Origin of the sequence: Vibrio sp. 10N.286.52.F8 (genome assembly GCF_041468745.1) — a bacterium.
GTDB classification, from domain to species: domain Bacteria; phylum Pseudomonadota; class Gammaproteobacteria; order Enterobacterales; family Vibrionaceae; genus Vibrio; species Vibrio crassostreae_C.
This window is the reverse complement of sequence record NZ_JBFRJF010000019.1, coordinates 1-21702: the sequence shown is the minus strand read 5'-3', so window position 1 is coordinate 21702 and position 21702 is coordinate 1. Positions and strand designations below refer to the sequence as shown.

Genomic DNA, 21702 nt, shown 5'->3' with positions numbered 1-21702 from the left:
GGCAAGATAACTAACGGCTTGCTTTTACATATAGCGGTGGATACTCAAGTCATCAGTTTTTATATCACTAGCAGAGCCACTGACCACGCTTGCCAAGATCTTTCCTGAGCCACATGCCATTGTCCAACCTAGAGTTCCATGGCCTGTATTGGTAAATAGGTTCTTGATAGGCGTCTTACCGATAATAGGCGTACCATCCGGCGTCATTGGTCTTAACCCAGTCCAGTATTCAGCCTTAGAAAAGTCACCCGCTTGTGGGAAAAGATCTTTAATCACCATATCAATCGTGGCTTTGCGTTTTTCAGGGATAAGGTAATTAAACCCCGCAAGTTCTGCCGTCCCTGCAATGCGAATACGATCATCAAATCGCGTCATCGCTACCTTGTAAGTTTCATCCATCACAGTCGAGGTTGGTGACTTATCTACATTCACGATCGGCAGTGTTAGCGAATAGCCTTTCACTGGATAAACCGGGATTGATAAATCCACTTGCTTGAGCAGCTCACGAGAGTAGCTTCCCGAAGCTACCACATAAGCGTCCGCTTTGAATTCACCTTGAGTTGTCGTAATGCTCTTTATGGTTTGGTTCTGATGATTCAAACTTACCACTTCAGTATCAAACACGAACCTAACACCAAGTTGCTTGGCCTTCTCAGTCAGCGCTAAACAGAACTGATGACAATCACCGGTTTCATCATTAGGTAAGTATAAGCCGCCCACCAGCTTGTCTTTAACATCCGCTAAACCAGACTCCACTGACAGACACTGTTCAACATCAAACAGCGAGTGTTCGATTCCACTCTCTGTTAATAGCTTCATATCCTGCTGAATAGCATCGAGTTGCTTCTCGCTTCGGAATACTTGCAAGGTGCCTTTCTGCCTGCCCTCATAAGCCAAATCTTCACTGATTCTTAGATGAGTCAGGCAATCTCGGCTGTAGTTAGCGACTCGTAACATCCGCGATTTATTCTGTGCGTACTTGACTTCATTACAGTTGGCGAGCATCTTAGTCGCCCAAGACATTAACTCTGGAGAAAGAGAAGGCTTCACTTTAAGTGGCGCATGTTCTTGGGTAAGCCATTTCATCGCTTTCAAAGGGATGCCCGGTGCCGCCCATGGTGATGAATAACCGTAAGAAATTTGCCCGGCATTCGCAAAACTGGTTTCTTTGCCACTGCTATCTTGACGATCAATAACCGTGACCGAGTGACCTTCTTTTGCCAAGTACCATGCGCTGGTCAATCCAATAACACCACTGCCAATTACAATAACTTCCATTCTCTTCCCCTAATGCCTGACAAAGCCAAATCTGTCGAACACAGCTGTCAGTCTAAAACTCGTTTCGTTAATAATTTGTAACTTATTCCGCATGTGTTGACTTAACAATAGAGGTGGCATTGACAAAACATCAATTCTACTCGAAAACAAATCCAGCAGTTTGGAAGTGTGATATTGGCGGTATTTGAAAGCTTAGGTAGGAGTCGCTAAGTAAACTGATTAAGCCTAGATATTGTAAGCGTCATGACTCAAGAAAGTGGCGTTCTCGAGTAAGAAATCTAACAAGGTTTCCGCTTGTAGCGTTAGTGCACGGCCTTTCAAAGATTGAACCTTAACCGTCGCCTTCGATAGCATCTCCAACTCGGTCGCAACCACTTCTATCTGCCCTGACTTTATCTCATCGATCACAGTGAGCTTAGGCATAAAGGTGACGCCCAACCCTGCTGAAACGAAGTTAGTCAGTGCCGTGACTGAGTTAGTTTGAAGTTTTGGCTGCAAGGTAAGATGGGAAATTTGTTCAGCCTGCTTTACCAGCCTCCCCATACCGGTCGAGTTATCGATCAAGGCGAGAGAAGCGTCTTGAATATCTTGCATTACCACTGGTGCATCTTTCATCGTAAGGAAGTGCCCCTTCGGAGCAATCAATTCGAGCGGATGACTACGCTCGACGTGTGAATGCAGTTTAGGATGAGGTGCAGACGCATAGGTGATCGCGAAATCTATCTGTTGATCTTCTAACATTTTCACGGCATCCAATGCACCTGCAATTTCAATCGATAAATTGATATCAGGGTATCGAGCCATGAAGGTTTGCATCGGTTTAGAGACCAAGTTAGTAATAAATCCTTCTCCAATCGCGATGCTAACATTACCGCCCTTGAGGTTTTTAAGCTTGGTTAGTCGAGCAAGCACTGCCGCCTCTCCACGAACAATGGAGCGATAGTAGTTCAACAGTTCGTTCCCCGCCTCAGTCAGCAGAGATTGGCGGTTGTTGCGCTCCCATACTTTCATTTCCGCTTGCGCTTCTAACTGTGTCAGCATTCGACTCATCGCGGCAGGGTCAACGTTCATCATCTTAGATGCCTTACGTAACGACCTGTATTTTGATAACGCGTTTAAGTACTCGAGAGCACGGATATTAAAGTGGTGCATTCAACTTCCTTGTAATTCAACTGACACTTAATCAAGCGTCTCACAAATTTGCTGCGAACATATATCCCAATTTATCAAGATCGTAATTGCTCTTACTAACTTGTGCACCGAGTCACTTCAAGGCACTACATCAAAGGCTGATATACGTGTTTTAGCTTGCTGTCGATAATACAAAGGCGACAACTTTCGTCATCGCCTTTGAGTTGTTACTTCTTGTAGAGCAACAATCATTTTCACTGATAGACTTAGGCATCAAGTAAAAGGTTCGGTCGAATCAAGTCATAAACACAAGCAAGTTCACTGCTGAATTCAAACTGTTTGTTGATAATGCCGCCAGCCATATGAGGGTGCCCGCCGCCAAAACCAATCCCTTTTTCATTAAGGGCCCTTCTAACTATCTTCGCGACATTGTTTTTTGAACACTCTGAACGGAGAGAGATAAAGGTCTTCTCTCTATTTCTAGCAGTGAGAACAACAATATCGAGCTCATCAACACTCAGCAAGAAATCACCTAACACGCCAAGCATATTTTTAGGGCAACCTTCAGGAAGCACAGCAAATGCTGCGTTTTTTTCACGACGTAAGCTATCGAGCATGGAATAGAAAAGTTTTAATTCATGGAACTCTACTTGATTACGACAAATTTTGTTAACCATATCATTATTGGCCTTCGCTTGAAGATACAACAATGCTTTTAGATCTGCAGTCCCTACCCCTCGGGTAAAGTTTGCGGTATCAAAACTCAGACCAACCAATAGTGCTGTCGCAATATTCTGGGGCATCTGCAGAGAAAAATAACGATAATACTCAACCATTATGGTTGCTGTTGAACCATAGTTTGAACGTATATCGGAATACCATACAAAATCAGGTGCTTTCACTTGATGGTGGTCGATCACTCCGACCTCAAGCCCCGGAAAATCGATGACATTTTTCTCACCAATACAGCCATCAACAACAATAACCTTGTCATCCGGTTGTAGTTTCAAATCTTTTGGCTGATAGATTGGAATATCTAGCCAATCTATTAAGTTCCTGAGTGACACTCGATCTATATAACCATGAAACGTAATATATGGGCGCAACCCTTTGCTTTTTAATAAGTGTGCTAAGGCGTATGCGGAAGAAATCGCATCATGGTCAGGAAAGTCATGAGCTTGAATAATGATTCTGTCATCACCCTTAAGCCGTTCTAGAAAGCTTTCGAACTTTAAATTTGCCATAATCCCACTGCTAATAAAGTTCTAGCTTGATCATAAGCTAGAACTGATGCGTTAATGGTTAACTCTTATGAATTAAACGATATTCGGTGTTAGACAAAATAGCTTCTTCTAAAGCCCCCACACCTAACGTACTGTAACCATAGAAATTAGGTTTCGCATTCAAACGTAAAGACTGTACGCTTTCTACAACGTTCTCGTCCATTGTTAAAGCGTCTACCACTTCCGAAAGCAACTTCCTGTTCTCTTGTAACATCGGCGAAATAAACTCACTCGCACCACTGATTGATGAGTACAAGTAGCCAAATTCGCCACCATTATTCTCTTCAATGTAGTAGTTACCTGTTCTTGCAAACGATGCACGGATCTCATTGACACTTTCAATAGAACTAAACGTCTGTGCAAAAAACTCAGAACCACCTGCATGCTCGAATGTTTCTGGAGCAAAGTCTTCATTTGGGAAGACCAGATAAGCGACGATCGCATTATCTCGAGTAATCGCAGAAAGGATGAAATTGTCGTCCTGGTAGTACTTAATCACATCATCCGTTGTCGCGCGCTTAATATAAACAGGCGCACCAAATGTTTGGTCTAAGGTTTCGGCAGATGAACGAATATAGATTTTGTCCAACTTTCTATGCGATGGAATGTCTGTCATTTGAGAAAGACCAAAATCGAACATCTTTTCTAGCGCATCAAAGCTGTCATTAAAGCCGCCCAAAGCAATGGAAATAACCGACACTAAGCCGATAGTGCGTGCCATACCGCCCTTCTTCTGCTCTTCCAACAGAGACTCTTGAGTGTCTTGAAGTTCTTGTAACTCTTCCTGTATATCTTTTTGAATATCCTTGTTTTGCTCTTCAGACATTTTTTAACCTTTGATCTCGTCGATTTTATCCATTAGCGCATCTGTACCATCTTCAGCCTTCTCTTGAACTCGCTCAAAAGCATCCGTGTCCATGATGCTTTCAATTTCATCGCTATAATTAAGACCAAGATAAATGCCGACACCGATAAATACTAAAGCGAAAATTTTAAACATTGCTACTCTCAATTCATTAACTGGTAATCCAAGTACATGCCAGTGACATGTACTTGGTTGTTTTGCTTAACTAATTATTACTTATACAAAGCGATACGACTGTTTACTTTCTTCAAGTAATTTTTGGTTTCGTCGTACGGCAGATTAACCACTAGCTGCTCATAGACTTGTTGAGGCGTCAGCTGGTTGATAATCTTCGATGCTTTGCCAATACTGGTGGAGCGATCTTTATTGAACGCTCTAGCCACATTACCCGCACCAGTGTTATAGGCGGCAATGACACAGTACAAACGGCTTTCGTCATTCTTTATCTTGCGAAGATACTTACTGTTTAGGATGTCTAAATAGGCCGTACCTGTTTCTACGTTGATAACTGGTTGATACAGATCCGCCACTTTCATTGGCGCGTCGATATTATGGACTTGTTTGTTAACGTCATGACCCGCACTGGTTGGTACCACTTGCATCAAACCAAACGCAGGCACGTGTGATTTCGCATCCGGACGGAACGCCGATTCCGAGTGCATGATTGCCATAATCAGTGCAGCATCAACTTCCCAGTTTTTACTCTCGTTTTCAGCCAACGCACTGTACTTGCTCGCGCGCGCTTTTAAGCTGTTCTCAGGAAGCTTAACTTTGTAACTGATCACTTTTTTCGGCTTAGCCGGGGCCGCCGCAACGTCAACGGCTGGCTTAGGCTTTACCACTTGTGGCTGTGGCGCTTTTTCGACGACTTTTTCCACAACTTCTGGCTCTGGTCGTTTAACCTCAATACCATGTTTGGCACGCATTTCGTCATACAGCTTGGTTTGCGCCGCAATACGTTCCTGAGCTTTTGCCAGTAGTGCCATTTTCTTGTTATGAGCACGCTGGTAAATGAAAGAGTCTGGAATACCAGTATCAGATAAAATCAATCGCTCGGCTTGCACATCCAACTCATTCATCTGGCTTTGCGTCTGCTGGATAACGAAGTTTTTCTCTTCTTGCTCTTTCTCCAAAGAGTAAAGCACCGCGTGGTCTTCTGCTTTTAGCTCCGCTAGCTCAACGTTTTGACCAGCAACCTCAACCGGAATGTTTTTAACAAGCGCTTTAATCTCTTCAGGGCTGCTATCTTCATCCACCAATACAGATACTGTTGCAGTATTGGTTTCGTAGTCGACTGAAGTTTTCACCTGATCGTCTTGAGAGTAATCCACCTGCTTGGTTTGAGATGAAACCTCACCCTCGCCCCATGTCTTGATTAGATCGGTTCTGCGCTCATCGAGGTTGTTAGTATATTCATCACGCCAAGCTTCGTACTCATCCAAATAAGCATTAACGTAAGCATGAAACTCTTTGACTTTGTCTTCTTGAGACTGGCTTGCTTTGGCAACAGCATTGTTTAGCTGCTGCTTTTGTTCTTCTGACACAGCAAATGCCTGAGAACTAATAGCTGCCGAAATAACTACAGCTAACACGGTCTTATTGATCATTTTGTACATAGTTCACTCCCAGAGTGTATAGAGACAAAAGGCCACTCAAATGGCGGCCTTTTTCACTAATACTAATCGCGGTTCCGTTCGCGGTTATTTTTTCAATGCATCGAACGCCGCCGCAAGGTCTGCTGCCGCTTTCTCATTGTTGAATTGATCCCACAAAGCAGAATCTTCACCACCAACTTCATCAATTACTTTGTTCATATTCGCATCGTATGCAGCTTGGTCCATACCGACTAGAACGTACAAGCCGCCCGTTGGGCTTGCTTGGCTTACGATAATGCGGCTGCTAGTAAGCGTTTTATTCACGACTGTCTTAGTGATGTTCTCGAATGTCTCTTGAACATCTTCAGTCACTAGCGTTATACCCTCTGCTGCCGATGTAGAAGTCACACCTTCAGTAGCCGCTTGGAATAGGTTGCTCACGTCAGTTTCAAACTCAGCTGCAAGGTTTACACGAGCATCATTGACTGCAACTTTTCGCATAACGCTCATACCAGCTGCACTCTTCTTGGAGTAGCCTTTTGCCGCTGCAGCGATATCGCTTGGTATCACATCACAAATCCAACCCGGCGCAGATACGGTAGGTGCATCTGGGAAAGTACATGGAGCGAAGTTTTGCGCTTCCTTAACCGTCGCGTTGTTGCTCTGACAGCCAGCTAGAACTGCTACTAGTGAAGTTGCAATAAGTAGTTTTTTCATAAATTAAAATTCGTTCTTTAAGTTTTCGACATGACATGATGGATCCAACAGAGGGCAGTCAATGCTTGATGCATCTACCTTACTAATTGTTCCTTGCTTAACTTTCAGTGATACTTCTTCATCAATTACCACCCAAGAATACTTGTTAGTTACAGCATTTTGCTCATTATTTACAACGTAGCCTTCACCGATTGGGTGAATTTCAGTTTCGCCTTCCATAGATTTCATAGCGTTAGAGAACAAAATATCTGCGCCTGGTTTAATCTTCTGGTTTTTACCCATCGCAATGCGTACTTGTGTGCCCGCCTCACATTGGCGCATCTCAAGAACAGGTGCACTTGCCGCTAGCATTTTGTTAAGTTCGGTAGAGTAATTGACCGCTTCTGCTGCTGCTTTAGCCGCCATGGAGCCATAAGTCGCGTTACTAACAGGACAACGTGAATTATTTGTTTCCGTAGAGGAATACTCGTCGCCTTCAAGCTTGATTCGCTTAACAACTTCCATACTTGGCAGTACAACAACTTTTGCTACCGCTTCTACGTCAAAGTCGTAGCTACATGAAGGCGCGATTTCCACTGTTTCGCCATCATCGTTTTTATATGTGCGGCGCTCGCTAAACGATGTACTTAGGTCAGCGTGTGTAACCTCCGTAATAATCGCGTAATCGGCGATTGGTACACCTTTAGTGCTTAGGCGACCGCTCTGCTCGGCCAGTTTAATTTCACCTTTTACTTTGTTGGCAATTTTGCGATCAACAAGATTTGCACCTGTCTCGTCAATCTGTGTCTCTATTGCATTTCGCATTGCTGACTGGATTTTTTTCGAAGCAGAGTTTTCAAAATCAATGTCGACAGGTAGAACAACAACCTTCATATTTTCTGAAGATGGGATTTGAATTTCAGCAGTTTCAATATCAACACGCGTATCAGGAGTACAAACAACATCTTCCTTGATAACACAGCCAGTTAAACCAGTGATTACAGCACTAGCCATTAACGTTTTCTTTAACATATATTCTCTCCCGAATATGTTTATTTTATTTTTCTAGGATTAGAGGTTCGCTATTTAATTAAGCCCAGCGCAGTCCAAATCCCTTTCTCTTTTATTTGCTCATCAAAGTGGCGAGCAGCCCCTTCGTCGGCATATTTGTAGCTAGTTACAGAGTTTCCTGTAGAGATGATTTCACTACGAGACACTGTTTTAGATTTGTTATTTACAATTTTAACATTAGAGACCAAGGTTGAAATATACGCGTCTCCGACTTTGTTTCTTCGACGCTCAGAATCCACTTTCAACACATGAGTTTGGTTTTTGTTCTTTGAAGTTGATGTCACGATATTGAACTCTGATAACTGGTTCCCCAGCAGTTCAATTGCTTTTCTTGACTCTCTATCTGAAGAGAGACGGATGTTAATTTGGCTGCTTAGTTTTTGGTGTGTAATAGTCAGCTGTTCGATCTCGCTGATGTCAGCTTTATAACTAGGCTTCAGAGATGAAAGCATTGCGATACGCACAGAAGCATCGTGTTCAGTTTGATAAACACTGCGATTGTCTAACCACCAAAGTAATTTATCTTCGTGAGAAAGCGCATCAAGTTCGATTTGAGATTTACGGTTTAGATCTTTTATTTCGCGAATCAACTGTTGAGTCACGAGTGACTTTTTCACTCTTACTTCGACAAACGCACCAAGATCATTCTCTTCCATTTGTACATATTCGATACCATTTAAGGTCAAGGATTCAGTCTTAGTATTAACTTTGTTGTCAACTAGACTATTTGAAAAACCCTTACCATTAGTTTCTCGAACGGTGTCTCTCATGTAAAAAGACGACTCGACTTGAGTCCATAACTTTTCGTTGATGTTGTTTACAGCAATTTTTTTCGCATGAGATAGAGTTCGCGCTTGAGAAGCTGCATAAATGTACTCGTCACTGTCTACTTTAGGCTTTAGATACCATTCAGGTTTTGTAGATTGACAGCCAGAAAGAACAAGCAACGCGAATAGCGCTATGAAAAAGCGAACTATTTTTTTATTTGAAGACATTTGGAACCAACATCGAAAAAGTTTGTCGCAATCTTATATCCTCAAAATTAAACATTCAAACGACCAGATTTATAGTTCGATTCATTTCTGAGTTAAATATATAAATTTCCATTGATCTCACGCATCAAATTTATACAAAACCTCCGTTAATTAACAAAAAAGACAATACAAAGCATTGATTTTTAGATAGTTGATATAAATTATAAATTACACAATAACCCTTTACTTTCCATTGATAAAAACGTGAACAAAGTCTTAAAAAAACCGAATTTCAGTTCAAAAAAAACACATAACCTCTACTAAAAAAGTGATATTTATTCAATAAAAGTGAGATACTGATCTCAATGACAAATTTGATATTAACAGCAGATTTTGGTCTCTACCCTAAATAAAGATACCAGACAGGCACTCGAAAAATGAAACTCCGTTAATCATAATAATGTTAATAAATGACTATCGCGCGGTATTTACAGGAATTATCTGTCTATTTTTTATGCTAATACTGATGAAAATAAGGTCTAATTAAATGGATATCAGAAATATAGACCATTAGCGGATAAATAAGGAGGGGAAGTAGATCTTGTGGGAAGATAAATTATTGTTAGTTTCTATTTAAATCGAACCAAGAAACCAAATAAAACACCAACAGACAATGAATCCTTATTAAAAATAACCTTCATAGACAGAAAATACAGATACCACCTTATGGGTAGTTTCACTTTTGTCCATGAAGGATTTGAGTCTGTCTGACTATTTTAGCGCAAGTAACTTATCGACAAACTCTGAGAAACCGTACCCGCCGGGCTTGCTCATCACCACTGATGGATGATGCTCAAGTCGCGCCCAGTAATGCTGGATATTTGCCACACCGACACTGTTAGGCAAAATTTCAAACATGTATTGGTCATTCATCGAGTCACCGACATAGCAACTACGCTCGACTATCTCTTGATCAGATAACCCCTTATCTTTGAGAAAAGCGGTCGATGTCGCTTTTTTAGAGTGCTCACCATACCAAGCATTGATGTGAATTGAGCTTGCTGTGGCATGTGCACCTAACACGTGAATCTTAGAGACTATCTCTTCAATAATCGCATCATCGACTTTGGGACGGTTTTGACCGATGTCTATCGCAACTTCACACAAGCGGTACGACTGATCGAGCGTTAAACTGAGCTCTGGGTAATCGCTCAAAATAGCTAAAACTTGTTCTTTCAGTTTGCTCTGATTAGCACTGACTTCTGGCAAAGGGGTATCAGATCGCAATGTCAGATAACCGTTTTTCTTTTCCATAATGAAGGCGCCATTCTCGCCGAGAACCGCATCAACAGGCCACAGCTGAGAAATATGATCACACCACCCTGCACATGCGCCCGTTACCGCAACTACTTTTTTCCCTGAATCACGTAGCTTGCTTAACGCAATCAAGGTTTCAGGAGGCAATTGACCTTGCCACGTTAAGGTGTCATCCACATCGGTTAACACCCAATCTATCTTTTTCCAATTTTGGTTCAATTCATTCGATACCGAATTCATTTCTACACCTCTAAACAATCAATCACTAAACAGTGTTAAAGCAAATTCGGTAAAAACATCACTAAGCTTTCAGAGAAAGTCAGCAACATCAGAACCGTAAGTAGTGCTAGCAACAACGGAGCCACTTCTCTTACGAAGTCGACCATACGAACTTTTAAAATCGAGCAAACCGTAAACATCATCGAACCAAATGGCGGAGTCACACCACCAATCATGATATTCACAATCACAATAATGCCGAAGTGAGCCGGGTTAACGCCTAGGTTAAGCACAGCTGGCAATAGTAATGGCGTGAGTATGATCATCGCAGCACCGCCTTCGATGAACATGCCAACCACTAACAGCAGTACGTTAATCAACAACAGCAAGACGAGCTTGTTGTCGGTAAGTTCAATCAACGCAGACGCAACATTGTGTGGGATCTGCTCTAGCGTCATGTAGTAACCAAAGACCATGGCACCGATAATGATGAACATGACACTACTGGTGCCTTGCACTGTTTCACGCATGATCAGCGGGATATGGCGGAAGCCCAGTTGACGATAGACAAAGATGCCAATAATCGCGCAGAGTAATACAGCAATCGCACCCGCTTCAGTAGGCGTGAACAAGCCAAAACGCATGCCTAAAATAATGCCAAATGGGATCAGCAGTGCCGGTATCGCTTTCAGGAAATAATGAAAGCGCTCTTTAGCAGAAGCTGGCTCAGAACGCGACGGTTTGTAACGACGTTTGCGAGCGATGAACGCGATCGTCACCATCAGCGACAGCGCCATCAAAAATGCCGGAACGTAACCCGCAATAAACATTTGATGGACCGACACATTCGCTAATAAAGCAAAGATGATTAGGTTGATACCCGGTGGAATCACAGGGCTGATACTTGATGAAGCAGCTGTTACAGCGGCCGTGAATGGTAAGTCGTAACCACGCTTGGTCATCTCAGGAGCAAGAATCTTAGACTGCATCGCCGCATCCGCATTTGCAGAACCAGAGATACCGCCCATCAGAGTACTCAATGCTACATTCACTTGAGCAAGGCCACCGGTTTTGTGACCAATCATAGAATCAGCAAAGGCGAGTAAGCTCTTACTGATCCCCGCATAGTTCATCACCGAACCCACCATGATAAAGAACGGAATAGCCAACAACGGAAAAGACTCAGCAGAGCTAATAAAGCGCTGCATCACCAAGCTCACCGGAATAGAGTCATTGATAAAAAGAAAGTAAACCATCGCCGATGCAATCAGAGAAAACGCGATGGGGATGTTCAAAAGAAATAGAACAAACAGAATAAGGATTGGAAGATAGCTTTCCATGAATCGTACCTACTTAGAAGAGCGCTTTAGAGAAGCGACATCGTTCGCAATAAATCGAACGGTGTGGATCGCCATCAATGAGAAACAAAGCAACAACACGCCATTGATAACAAAATATGATACGCCCATGACTGGCGTTACCTTGTTAGATAACATGAGATATTGATAACTCAGAACTGCCATTAAGAGGTTCAGAGCCAGTAGGAAAACGGAAACACATAGCCTAAATGGGATTTTTGCTTTTTCTGGCAACATGGCAACCACCACGTCCACACCCATGTGAAGCTTGTGTTTGTAACAGGAGCTAATCCCTAAGTAGACAGCCCAAATGAAGCAAATAACCGACAACTCTTCGCTCCACGGGACAACAAAGCCAAATCCATAACGCAGGACGACGTTAACGATAACAACCAAAACGGTGATCGATATAGCGATAGAAGCGAGGATTTCTTCAATATTTTTCAATAAAAACAAAAGACTTCTCCAGCGAAATACCGAATACAACGTGGGTATTTCAGGAATAAAACGGCCTAAGAATAGTTAGGCCGTAATCATTAACTAATTAATTGACGTATGCAGGATTACTGTGCAGCTCGGATCGTTTCTAGCTCTTTCATGATCGTCGCGTGTATACCTTCACTCCAGCTTGGGAACTGGTTGTACACATCTGCCGTCAACTGGTTGAACTCTTCAGAATTCACTTCATTGAAGGTAACGCCTAGCTCTTCAAGTTTCTGAGTGTATTCAACATCCAATTTAACTAGCTCAGCAGTGTTAGATTCAGCGCCAGCCTCTAGCTCTTCGTTGATGATCTGTTGTTGCTCTGGCGTAAATTTGTCCCAAAGCGTTGGTGAAATGTAGATACCCACTGTGCCAAGGAAGTGCTTAGTCAAAGACATGTTCTTAGCCACTTCGTAGATCTTGGTTGAGTACATTGTCAGGATAGAACCTTCAAGACCGTCAACAACGCCTTGTTGAACACCTGCATAGGTCTCAGGGAATGGAAGAGAAGCTGGAGCTGCGCCCATTGCTGAAAGTGTGCTAATGAACAGCTGACTTTGTGGAACACGAATACGCATGCCTTTCATGTCATCAGAGTTAACGATCTCTTTATTGGTGATCATGTGGCGGAATCCAAACATGTAGTCTGCATTCAATACTTTGATGCCTTTCTCTTCCGCTTTAGTCTTAAGGCCAGCGACGAAATCAGTGTCCATCATCGCTAAGTATTCATTGTAGGTGTTGTACAGCATTGGACCTGCAAGTGCAGCAAAGTCAGGCACGTAATCACCTAGATAAGTCAAATCCTCTACGGCAATCCAGTTGGCACCGTTAACCACTTGTTCCAAGTTATCTTTGTAAACAGGCAATTGGCCACCAGGGAAAACTTTAATGTTTACCGAGCCATCGGTTCTTTCTCGAATTTTGTCGGTCGCTTTGATTAGCTCTTGTGTAAGCAGCTCATTTTGAGTGAACACAAGGCTCATGTTGATATTGATCGGCTCGTCTTTAGCTTCAGAACCAGCCTTGTCAGCTTCACCACAACCAACAAGCAGCGTTGCCGCCATAATTACTGTACCTAATAGCTTTTTCATTTTTTATCACCTTTATGTGGCTATCGTTTTCTAAATATAGAGGGGGTTATTAAGTTTTCGTAGAGTATGTGAGTGAATTATTACATTCATATGAACATTAATCTTACCGACTTGAACATTGTGAGTATAAGGTCTCACTATTATATAAACTCTGTACAACACCTTTTAGCTAGCTCTCATTTAAAATAAGTAGATATAGCGGATAGATAATAAATCTGTAATAAAGTAGAGCTACTGTTTCCTGAATTTTCAAATGAACATCGAGATTGAATTATGATCACAGGCCACCGCGGTGCCGCGTCTTTAGCACCTGAAAATACGTTAGTGAGTATTGAACAAGCAGAGAAAGCTGGTGCTAAATGGATTGAAATTGATACCCAGTTGAGCGCTGATGGCATCCCTATGCTTTTTCATGACAAGACAGTCAATCGTTGTACTAACGGAACGGGCAATATCGCCGATTTAGACTTAACCACACTCAAGACCTTAGATGCTGGTAGTTGGTTTGGTAGCGAATTCGCGGGGACAACGATTCCTACTTTGAGTGAAGCGTTCGACAAATGCCTAGAACTTGATGTAACTCTGAACCTTGAGATCAAAATTTACGACGATAAGGCTATTCAGCCTCTAGTTGAAACAGTGATCGCACTGATTGAGCAAAAGCAGTTCCCTATTGAAAAACTGCTCATCTCAAGCTTCAAAAAAGAGGCGCTAAGTCTTTGCCAACAGATGATGCCAGAGGTTAAACGTGGTTTTATCTGCGAAGTGTGGAACGATTTCAGCCTAGAATCCCTTCAATCACTTGATCTTTACAGCATTCATATCGATCACCGCATTCTTGATGAGAAAATAGCAAAAGCGATCAAAGCTTCAGGCGCAGTTCTTAAAATATGGACTCTGAACGATCCACAATTGGCGGCTAAATATTTTAACCTTGGCGTCGATAACATCATCACTGACGTACCAAACCAATTTTAGTGGGCTTCTATGGAACTGAACCATCGCCAGAAAGAAATACTCGCAACGCTTAAAGCAAACCAAGATATTCAGATTGACCACTTAGCCGAGTTGTTTTCTGTCACTACTCAAACCATTCGCCGTGACGTAAACCACCTGTGTGAGCAAGGTCTAGCGCGTAGAGTGCACGGAGGCGTGAGCCTACCTACTACGCTCACGAACACGAGTTATCGATTCCGCGCTGGCGTTGAGTCAGAAACAAAAGACAGTATTGCGATGGCGGTTGCCGATGCGATACCTGAAGGCTCAACGGTTATGATGGGCATTGGTACCACCGTCACTCGAATTGCGCAGTATTTGTTGGCAAAGCCCGCGTTACGAGTGATCACCAATAACCTACAAGTGGCCCGTATCTTAGAAGCAAACGAGCAAATTGAAGTGTATTTGGCCGGTGGTTTGTTCAGACGAGAACACCAAGACATGGTGGGCAGTAGCGTGGTCCACTTCTTTTCCGATTTTGAAGCTGACATTGGCATCTGTGGGTGTGGCTCAGTAACAGACAGTAATTTCGCTATGGAACATGAGCAAGTTGAGGCTGACCTATCCAAATCAATCATAAAGAACAGCCGTGAAAGCTGGCTTGTCGCGGATGCCAGTAAATGGGGACGCTTTGCCGCTCTAAAGGTAGCGTCACTGAATGACTTTGACCGCATATACACCAATAGCAGCCAATTACCTTCGGAGCTAAACATACACTTAGTAGAAGACGAAACGCATGCTTAGATACAAAGTGCTAACTATTTCAAAATAGCTAGCAATCTAAACAAATAACTTTAGGCATCAAGCACTAGACTTGGTCGGATCAAATCATAGATGTAATCTAGTTCATCACTTTTCCGAATCTGGCTGTTGATGATGCCACCAGCCATGTGAGAATGCCCACCTCCAAAGCCGATCCCTTTATCGTTCAGTGCCCTTTTAACTATATTTGCGACATTGTTATTGGAACACTCTGAACGAAGAGAGATAACGGTTTTCCCATGACTCCTAGCAGTGAGCACTACGATATCAAGCTCATCAACACTTAATAGAAAGTCACCTGATACACCGAGCATATTTTTAGGACAACCTTCAGGAAGCACCGCAAATGCTGCATTTTTTTCACGGCGTAAGTTAGTCAGCATTGAATTGAAAAGTTGCAATTCATGGAACTCAACCTGATCACAACAAATTTTGTTGACCATGGCATTGTCTGCCCTCTCTTGAAGGTACAGCAGTACTTTCAGATCAGCCGATCCTGCAGCCCGAGTAAAGTTAGCGGTATCAAAGCTCAAACCGACCAATAGTGCTGTTGCTATTTTTTGTGGCATCGGCAAAGAAAAATAGCGGTAATACTCGACCATCATGGTTGCTGTAGCGCCATAATTTGCTCGCACATCGGAGTACTATACACAATCAGGTACTTTGACTTGGTGGTGATCAATCACTGCGATTTCTAAACCCGGAACGTCAGTAACGTTCTTTTCACCAATACAGCCATCAACAACAATAATCTTGTCGTCAGGTCGTAGCTTCAAGTCTTTTGGTTCATAGATTGGAATCTCCAACCAATCGATTAGATTCCTAAGTGACACTCTATCAATGTAACCATGAAAGGTAATAAACGGATGAAAGCCCTTCTTTTTTAATAGATAAGCCAGAGCGTACGCCGAAGACAATGCATCATGGTCAGGGAAGTCATGAGCTTGGACAATGATTCGTTTATTGCCTTTGAGTCTTTCTAGAAAGGTATCGAATTTTGAATTTGCCATAATCCAACTGCTGATAAAAGCTCTAGCCGTGTAAGAAGCTAGAGCTGATGTGTTAATGCTTAACTCTTATGAATCAAACGATACTCTGTGTTCGATAAAATCGCTTCTTCGAGGGCGTCGACACCTAATGTACTGTAACCATAGAAGTTTGGTTTGGCGCTCAATCTCAAAGACTGGACGCTCGAAACGACATCTTCGTCCATCGTTAACGAGTCAACTACTGCGGCAAGCAAATTCCTATTGCCTTTTGTCATTGGCGTAATAAATTCACTAACGCCACTGATTGAAGAATATAGGTAGCCAAACTCTCCGCCGTTGTTTTCTTCAATGTAATAATTACCGGTTCTAGCGAACGACGCTCGGATTTCATTGACACTTTCAATGGCATTAAAAGGCTGATTAAAAAACTCAGAACCACCTGAATGTTCTCGTGTTTCAGGTACAAAACCTTCATCAGGGAAGACAAGATAAGCGACAATGGCATTATCCCTAGTAATCGCAGACAGTATGAAATTATCATCTTGATAATATTTGATCACATCATCACTGCTTGAACGTTTTATATACACCGGTGCGCCAAACGTTTGATCCAACGTCTCAGCGGATGAACGAATATATATTCTCTCTAGCTTTCTATGAGATGGAATATCCGTCATTTGAGAAAGGCCAAAGTCAAACATCTTTTCCAATGCATCAAAGCTGTCATTAAAGCCACCTAAAGCAATAGAAATAACCGAGACCAAACCTATAGTACGAGCTAGGCCGCCCTTCTTTTGCTCTTCTAGCAGTGATTCTTGCGCATCTTGGAGCTCTTGTAATTCCTCTTGAATATCTTTAGAAATATCAGCACTCTGTTCTTCCGACATTTTTAACCTTTAATCTCATCAATTGTATCCATCAATGCGTCTTTTCCGTCTTCAGCACGTTCCTGCACTCGCTCAAAAGCATCGGTGTCCATGATATCTTCAATTTCGTCGCTGTAATTAAGGCCTAGGTAAATACCAATAGCGATGAAAAATAAAGCAAAAATCTTAAACATATTTAATCTCACCTTTTCAAAAAGTTTTACTTATATAATGCGATACGACTGTTCACTTTCTTCAAATAGTTTTTGGTTTCATCGTATGGCAACTTCGCAACTAGGTGGTTGTACACCTCTTCTGGCGTCATTTTGTTGATCACTTTGGATGCTTTGCCGATACTCGTTGATCGATCTTTGTTGAAGGTTCGGGCAACATTACCAGCGCCAGTGTTATAAGCCGCAATCACACAGTACAAACGACTTTCATCATTCTCAATCTTGCGCAGATATTTACTATTTAGAATATCCAAATATGCGGTACCGGTTTCCACATTGATAACAGGCTGATACAAATCTGAAACCTTCATTGGTTCATCGATATTTCTAACTTGTTTGTTCACGTCATGCCCTGCACTCGTCGGCACCACTTGCATTAGGCCAAAGGCGGGAACGTGCGATTTCGCATCAGCACGGAAAGCCGATTCCGAGTGCATGATCGCCATGATCAAGGCCGCATCGATTTCCCAGTTTTTACTCTCTTTCTCAGCTAAGGCACTGTACTTGCTTGCGCGCGCTTTTAAGCTATTTTCAGGAAGCTTAACTTTATAGCTGATCACCTTCTTCGCCTGAGCTGGCACAGATGTGACTTCCGCAACCGACGTTGACGCTTCAGCTTTGGGTTTCAACTTCGCAGTTTTTACGGTCGCTTTTTCTGCTACTTCTTGGACAGGTGTAGCCTCGACCTTTGTGACTTGTTGTGGCTTTTCAGCAATGAACTCAGGTCGCTCAATCTTGATGCCAAATTTAGCTCGCATGTCATCAAAAAGCTTTGACTGCGCTGCAATACGATCTTGCGCTTTTGCCATCAGCGCCATCTTTTTATTGTGAGCACGCTGGTAGATAAACGATTCTGGAATCCCAGTATCTGATTGAATTAATCTCTCCGCCTGAACATCGAGTTCATTCATTTGGCTTTGAGTTTGTCTAATAACGAAGTCTTTCTCTTGCTGCTCTTTTTTCCAAGAGTACAAAACCTCATGGTCCTGAGCTTTCAAAGCTGATAGCTCTACCACTTGCCCTGCAACTTCTACCGGGATTCCCTTTACAAGATCATCAATCTCTTCTGCACTGCTGTCTTTATCAACTAAAACAGAAACAATCGCCGTATTATTTTCGTAATCCACAGCGGTTTTAACTTGATCATCTTGCGAGTACTCAACTTGTGTGGTTTGAGAAGAAACCTCCCCTTCACCCCACGTTTTAATAAGATCGGTGCGGCGGTCATCAAGCCTATTGGTGTATTCGTCACGCCATTTTTCATACTCATCCAAATACGCATTTACATAAGCATGGAACTCTTTGAGGGTTTCTTCTTGGGATTGACTTGCATTGACCACTGCATTATTTAACTGCTGTTTTTGGTTATCTGACACTGCAAGCGTAGGGAAACTAATTGCCGCAGAGATTGCGATAGCTAACCCTGTTTTGGTGATCGTTTTATACATAACTAACTCCGAGATTGCATTGTCTCGTCCTAAAATACATAGAAACAAAAGGCCACTCAATCGGCGGCCTTTTTCACTTTAACTAATCGTCATACCACGATTATTTTTTCAACGCATCGAATGCCGCTGCAAGATCTGCTGCTGCTTTCTCGTTGTTGAATTGATCCCAAAGTGCAGAATCTTCACCGCCAATTTCGTCGATAATCTTGTTCATATTCGCATCATAAGCCGCTTGATCCATACCAACTAGTACGTACAAACCACCAGCAGGGCTAGCTTGGCTGACAATGATACGGCTGTTTGTAAGCGTTTTGTTCACTACGGATTTAGTGATATTTTCAAACGTCTCTTGAACGTCTTCTGTTACTAACGTTACACCTTCAGCGGAAGAGGTGGATGTTACGCCCTCTGTCGCAGCCTGGAATAAGTTACTTACGTCAGTTTCGAATTCAGCGGCAAGGTTTACACGCGCATCATTTACAGCAATCTTGCGCATAACACTCATACCAGCCGCACTTTTCTTTGCGTAACCTTTCGCAGCAGCGGCCAGATCTATAGGAATCACGTCACAGATCCAACCTGGAGCAGATACGGTTGGAGCATCAGGAAAAGTACATGGCGCAAAATTTTGAGCCTGTTCAACCGTGCTGTTGTTGCTTTGACAACCAGCAAGAGCGGTAACGAATGATGCTGCAATAATTAGTTTTTTCATCTTCAATACTCTTAACAGTCGAGTTAATCCAGGATGCATTCAAGATCAGTCCAGTGACATTTTTCTGGAACAATCTTACCCAGAGAGCCCGCCTCAACTCTCTTGGCAGTCTCTTCATCTATCGATACCCAAGAATACTTTGGCGTAACTGCGTTGTGTTGGTTATTTACTACGTGACCTTTGCCGATAGGAAAAATCTCAACGTCGCCCTCATTAGACTTCATTGCTTTAGAAAACAAGACTTCTGCACCTGGTGTCACTTTTTTGTTAGTGCCCATATTGAGTTTAACCATGCTGCCGTGTTCGCACTGGCGAAGCTCTGATACTGGAGCACTTGCAGCTAACAATTGCTTAAGATCGTAGGTATGTTCTACCGCTTCAGTAGCCGCTTTGCTTGCTAAACTTTGATACTGTCCGATGGTGATCGGGCATTCAGAATCACTCTCTTCGACCGTAATTTGCTCATCGCCTTCCATTTCAATTCGCTTAATTAGGCTCATACTTGGAACAGCTACCACTTTTGTTACTGCTTTTACGGTTACTTCAAACTTACACTCAGCCGGATAGTGTTTAACTTCACCATCATCTTTTTCACGCTCGCGCTCTTCTTTATATTTGTATGTAAGATCAGATGCAGTAATCTCTGTGATCACAGCGATATCAGCAACAGAAGCTCCTTTAGTGTTGTAACGACCACTTTGTTCGGCAAAAACGATTTCTTTCTTGAGTTTGTTTGCTAAGCTTCGGTCAACAAGCTCTGCGCCTGACGTAGATATTTGTGTTTCAAGCTCATTGCGCATAGAACTAATGAGTTTAGTTTTCGCTTCGTCCTTAAAGGATATACTTGGTGAAAGAACGATCACTTTTATATCTTCTGTTGATGGAATTTCAACTTCTGATTTTTCTATTTCTACTCGTGTATCTGGGGTACAAACCTCAACTGCAGGACTAGCACAGCCAGCTAGAGTTGCAAGCACAGCAGTAGCCATCAACGTTTTTCTTAACATTATTTCTCCGAATATCATCAGTTAATTATATTTCCAGGTGGAGGAACCGAACTTATTATTTGATTAAGCCTAATGCCGTCCAAATCCCTTTTTCTTTTACTTGCTCATTAAAATGGCGAGCAGCGCCTTCATCCGCGTACTTAAAGCTTGTTACTGAATTACCCGTCGATATAATTTCACTACGAGAAATTGTTTTTGCTTTCGTGTTGATCACTTTAACGTCTGAAATCAGTGTCGAAATAAAAGCATCTCCCACTTTATTTCGTCGGCGCTCTGAATCAACGTGTAGTACGTGAGTTTGGTTTCTTCTCTTGGAAGTTGAGGTGGCAATGTTAAATTCCGATAATTGCTTGCCTAGCAACTGTGTCGCTTTCTGTGAATTTCTGTCATAAGAAAGACGGATATTAATTTGGCTACTTATATTTTTATGAGCCGCTAGAAGTTTATCGATAGAACGAGTATCGACTTGATATCCTGGTTCTAAAGGCGCAAGCATTGCTGTTCTTACCGAAACCTTATGCGGCAACTGGTAGGCACTTCGGTTGTCTAACCACCATAACAATTTATCTTGATGCTGAAGCGCGACAAGCTTTGCTTCAGAGTTATTATTCATCTCGTTTATTTCACGAATCAATTGCTGCGTTACTAAGGATTTTTTAACCCGAACCTCTACAAAAGCACCAAGTTCACTCTCTTCCATTTGCAGATATTCAATACCATTGAGGGTGAGTGATTCGGTTTTTGTGTTTACTTTGTTATCTACTAAGCTATTTGAAAAACCAGATCCATTCGTTTCACGTGCGGTTTCTCGCATATAAAAAGAAGATTCGACTTGAGTCCAAAGCTTTTCATTGATGTTATTGACCGCTATTTTTTTTGCGTGAGATAAGGTCCTTGCCTGTGCCACTGCATAAATATACTCATTTGTATCTACTTGAGGTTTTGAATACCAAGTTGGTTTAATCGATTGGCAACCAGTAGTAAATAAAAGTCCAACAACTACAGAGAACACTAGAAGCTTTTTTATATTTGAAAACATATGGCACTAAGGTCTAATAAATTTCCCGGCATGTTATAGCGCCATTTAATAACATTCAAATCGCCACTTTGAGAGAATGGTTTATTTTTAACCATAAAATGTATATTATTTAAATAACCATGAATAAGTACCCCCTATTCAAGAAGAACAACTAACACTATAAGTAACTGATATTTATAACCTTATATTTAATGCAAGAAAACATAAAAACCGTAAAATTTAATTTTATTTATTATCGTTAAAATGGGTAGAGAACAAAAGACAAACCAAAAAACGATCAATAAAT

21 protein-coding genes and 1 pseudogene are annotated in these 21702 nt (G+C 42.1%); 2 read left to right on the top strand and 20 right to left on the bottom strand.

Annotation, left to right across the window (positions count from 1 at the left end; genetic code table 11):
* Nucleotides 1-24 precede the first annotated feature (24 nt).
* The 13 genes from AB4133_RS10930 to AB4133_RS10870 form a co-directional block, all read right to left on the bottom strand.
* Nucleotides 25-1278, bottom strand: coding sequence for a D-amino acid dehydrogenase (locus tag AB4133_RS10930; RefSeq protein ID WP_372224441.1), 1254 nt, complete (start codon nucleotides 1276-1278; stop codon nucleotides 25-27).
* Nucleotides 1279-1503: 225 nt separating this feature from the next.
* On the bottom strand, nucleotides 1504-2430 hold the full coding sequence (locus tag AB4133_RS10925) for a LysR family transcriptional regulator (RefSeq protein ID WP_136973584.1): 927 nt from the start codon (nucleotides 2428-2430) through the stop codon (nucleotides 1504-1506).
* Between the two features lie 245 nt (nucleotides 2431-2675).
* The gene (locus tag AB4133_RS10920; RefSeq protein ID WP_372224439.1) at nucleotides 2676-3653 is read right to left on the bottom strand and encodes a bifunctional oligoribonuclease/PAP phosphatase NrnA; all 978 of its coding nucleotides are present in this window, start codon (nucleotides 3651-3653) and stop codon (nucleotides 2676-2678) included.
* A 58-nt stretch (nucleotides 3654-3711) separates the two neighbouring features.
* The gene (locus tag AB4133_RS10915) at nucleotides 3712-4518 is read right to left on the bottom strand and encodes an ETEC_3214 domain-containing protein (RefSeq protein WP_017071747.1); all 807 of its coding nucleotides are present in this window, start codon (nucleotides 4516-4518) and stop codon (nucleotides 3712-3714) included.
* Nucleotides 4519-4521: 3 nt separating this feature from the next.
* The gene (locus tag AB4133_RS10910; protein ID WP_017071746.1) at nucleotides 4522-4692 is read right to left on the bottom strand and encodes a hypothetical protein; all 171 of its coding nucleotides are present in this window, start codon (nucleotides 4690-4692) and stop codon (nucleotides 4522-4524) included.
* A gap of 77 nt (nucleotides 4693-4769) precedes the next feature.
* Nucleotides 4770-6173 carry a transglycosylase SLT domain-containing protein gene (locus AB4133_RS10905; RefSeq protein WP_372224438.1) on the bottom strand — a complete coding sequence of 468 codons (1404 nt, stop codon included), beginning with the start codon at nucleotides 6171-6173 and terminating at the stop codon, nucleotides 4770-4772.
* A gap of 84 nt (nucleotides 6174-6257) precedes the next feature.
* Complete coding sequence (locus tag AB4133_RS10900) at nucleotides 6258-6869, bottom strand: lipoprotein (protein WP_017062044.1); 612 nt, start codon at nucleotides 6867-6869, stop codon at nucleotides 6258-6260.
* A gap of 3 nt (nucleotides 6870-6872) precedes the next feature.
* Nucleotides 6873-7880 carry a hypothetical protein gene (locus tag AB4133_RS10895; RefSeq protein ID WP_048612772.1) on the bottom strand — a complete coding sequence of 336 codons (1008 nt, stop codon included), beginning with the start codon at nucleotides 7878-7880 and terminating at the stop codon, nucleotides 6873-6875.
* Nucleotides 7881-7930: 50 nt separating this feature from the next.
* Nucleotides 7931-8914 (bottom strand): hypothetical protein, encoded by a 984-nt coding sequence (locus AB4133_RS10890; protein ID WP_372224436.1) that lies wholly within the window; start codon nucleotides 8912-8914, stop codon nucleotides 7931-7933.
* Between the two features lie 750 nt (nucleotides 8915-9664).
* Nucleotides 9665-10450 carry an HAD-IIB family hydrolase gene (locus tag AB4133_RS10885; protein ID WP_372224434.1) on the bottom strand — a complete coding sequence of 262 codons (786 nt, stop codon included), beginning with the start codon at nucleotides 10448-10450 and terminating at the stop codon, nucleotides 9665-9667.
* Nucleotides 10451-10485: 35 nt separating this feature from the next.
* Nucleotides 10486-11769, bottom strand: coding sequence for a TRAP transporter large permease (locus tag AB4133_RS10880; RefSeq protein ID WP_372224432.1), 1284 nt, complete (start codon nucleotides 11767-11769; stop codon nucleotides 10486-10488).
* Nucleotides 11770-11778: 9 nt separating this feature from the next.
* Nucleotides 11779-12243 carry a TRAP transporter small permease gene (locus tag AB4133_RS10875; protein ID WP_017062049.1) on the bottom strand — a complete coding sequence of 155 codons (465 nt, stop codon included), beginning with the start codon at nucleotides 12241-12243 and terminating at the stop codon, nucleotides 11779-11781.
* A gap of 107 nt (nucleotides 12244-12350) precedes the next feature.
* The gene (locus AB4133_RS10870) at nucleotides 12351-13364 is read right to left on the bottom strand and encodes a C4-dicarboxylate TRAP transporter substrate-binding protein (RefSeq protein WP_017062050.1); all 1014 of its coding nucleotides are present in this window, start codon (nucleotides 13362-13364) and stop codon (nucleotides 12351-12353) included.
* A gap of 273 nt (nucleotides 13365-13637) precedes the next feature.
* Between AB4133_RS10870 and AB4133_RS10865 the strand changes: the two genes are divergently transcribed.
* Together AB4133_RS10865 and AB4133_RS10860 are read left to right on the top strand one after the other, a co-directional pair.
* Nucleotides 13638-14342, top strand: coding sequence for a glycerophosphodiester phosphodiesterase family protein (locus tag AB4133_RS10865; RefSeq protein ID WP_372147974.1), 705 nt, complete (start codon nucleotides 13638-13640; stop codon nucleotides 14340-14342).
* A 9-nt stretch (nucleotides 14343-14351) separates the two neighbouring features.
* A complete protein-coding gene (locus AB4133_RS10860) occupies nucleotides 14352-15104 on the top strand; it encodes a DeoR/GlpR family DNA-binding transcription regulator (protein WP_017062052.1) in 753 nt (250 codons plus the stop codon).
* A gap of 50 nt (nucleotides 15105-15154) precedes the next feature.
* Here the strand turns inward: AB4133_RS10860 and AB4133_RS10855 are convergent.
* The 7 genes and pseudogenes from AB4133_RS10855 to AB4133_RS10825 all read right to left on the bottom strand — a co-directional run bounded on the left by AB4133_RS10855 (nucleotide 15155) and on the right by AB4133_RS10825 (nucleotide 21416).
* A pseudogene (locus AB4133_RS10855) lies at nucleotides 15155-16132 on the bottom strand (DHH family phosphoesterase).
* Nucleotides 16133-16191: 59 nt separating this feature from the next.
* Entirely contained in the window at nucleotides 16192-16998 is an 807-nt protein-coding gene (locus tag AB4133_RS10850) for an ETEC_3214 domain-containing protein (RefSeq protein ID WP_372224430.1), read from the bottom strand.
* A 2-nt stretch (nucleotides 16999-17000) separates the two neighbouring features.
* Nucleotides 17001-17171, bottom strand: a complete 171-nt coding sequence (locus AB4133_RS10845; RefSeq protein WP_017062056.1) for a hypothetical protein — start codon at nucleotides 17169-17171, stop codon at nucleotides 17001-17003.
* A gap of 26 nt (nucleotides 17172-17197) precedes the next feature.
* Nucleotides 17198-18658, bottom strand: coding sequence for a transglycosylase SLT domain-containing protein (locus tag AB4133_RS10840; protein ID WP_372224429.1), 1461 nt, complete (start codon nucleotides 18656-18658; stop codon nucleotides 17198-17200).
* A gap of 100 nt (nucleotides 18659-18758) precedes the next feature.
* Nucleotides 18759-19370 carry a lipoprotein gene (locus AB4133_RS10835; protein ID WP_017062058.1) on the bottom strand — a complete coding sequence of 204 codons (612 nt, stop codon included), beginning with the start codon at nucleotides 19368-19370 and terminating at the stop codon, nucleotides 18759-18761.
* Between the two features lie 23 nt (nucleotides 19371-19393).
* Nucleotides 19394-20377, bottom strand: a complete 984-nt coding sequence (locus tag AB4133_RS10830) for a hypothetical protein (protein WP_017062059.1) — start codon at nucleotides 20375-20377, stop codon at nucleotides 19394-19396.
* 55 nt (nucleotides 20378-20432) lie between these two features.
* Nucleotides 20433-21416 carry an LPP20 family lipoprotein gene (locus AB4133_RS10825; protein WP_017062060.1) on the bottom strand — a complete coding sequence of 328 codons (984 nt, stop codon included), beginning with the start codon at nucleotides 21414-21416 and terminating at the stop codon, nucleotides 20433-20435.
* Nucleotides 21417-21702: the final 286 nt, after the last annotated feature.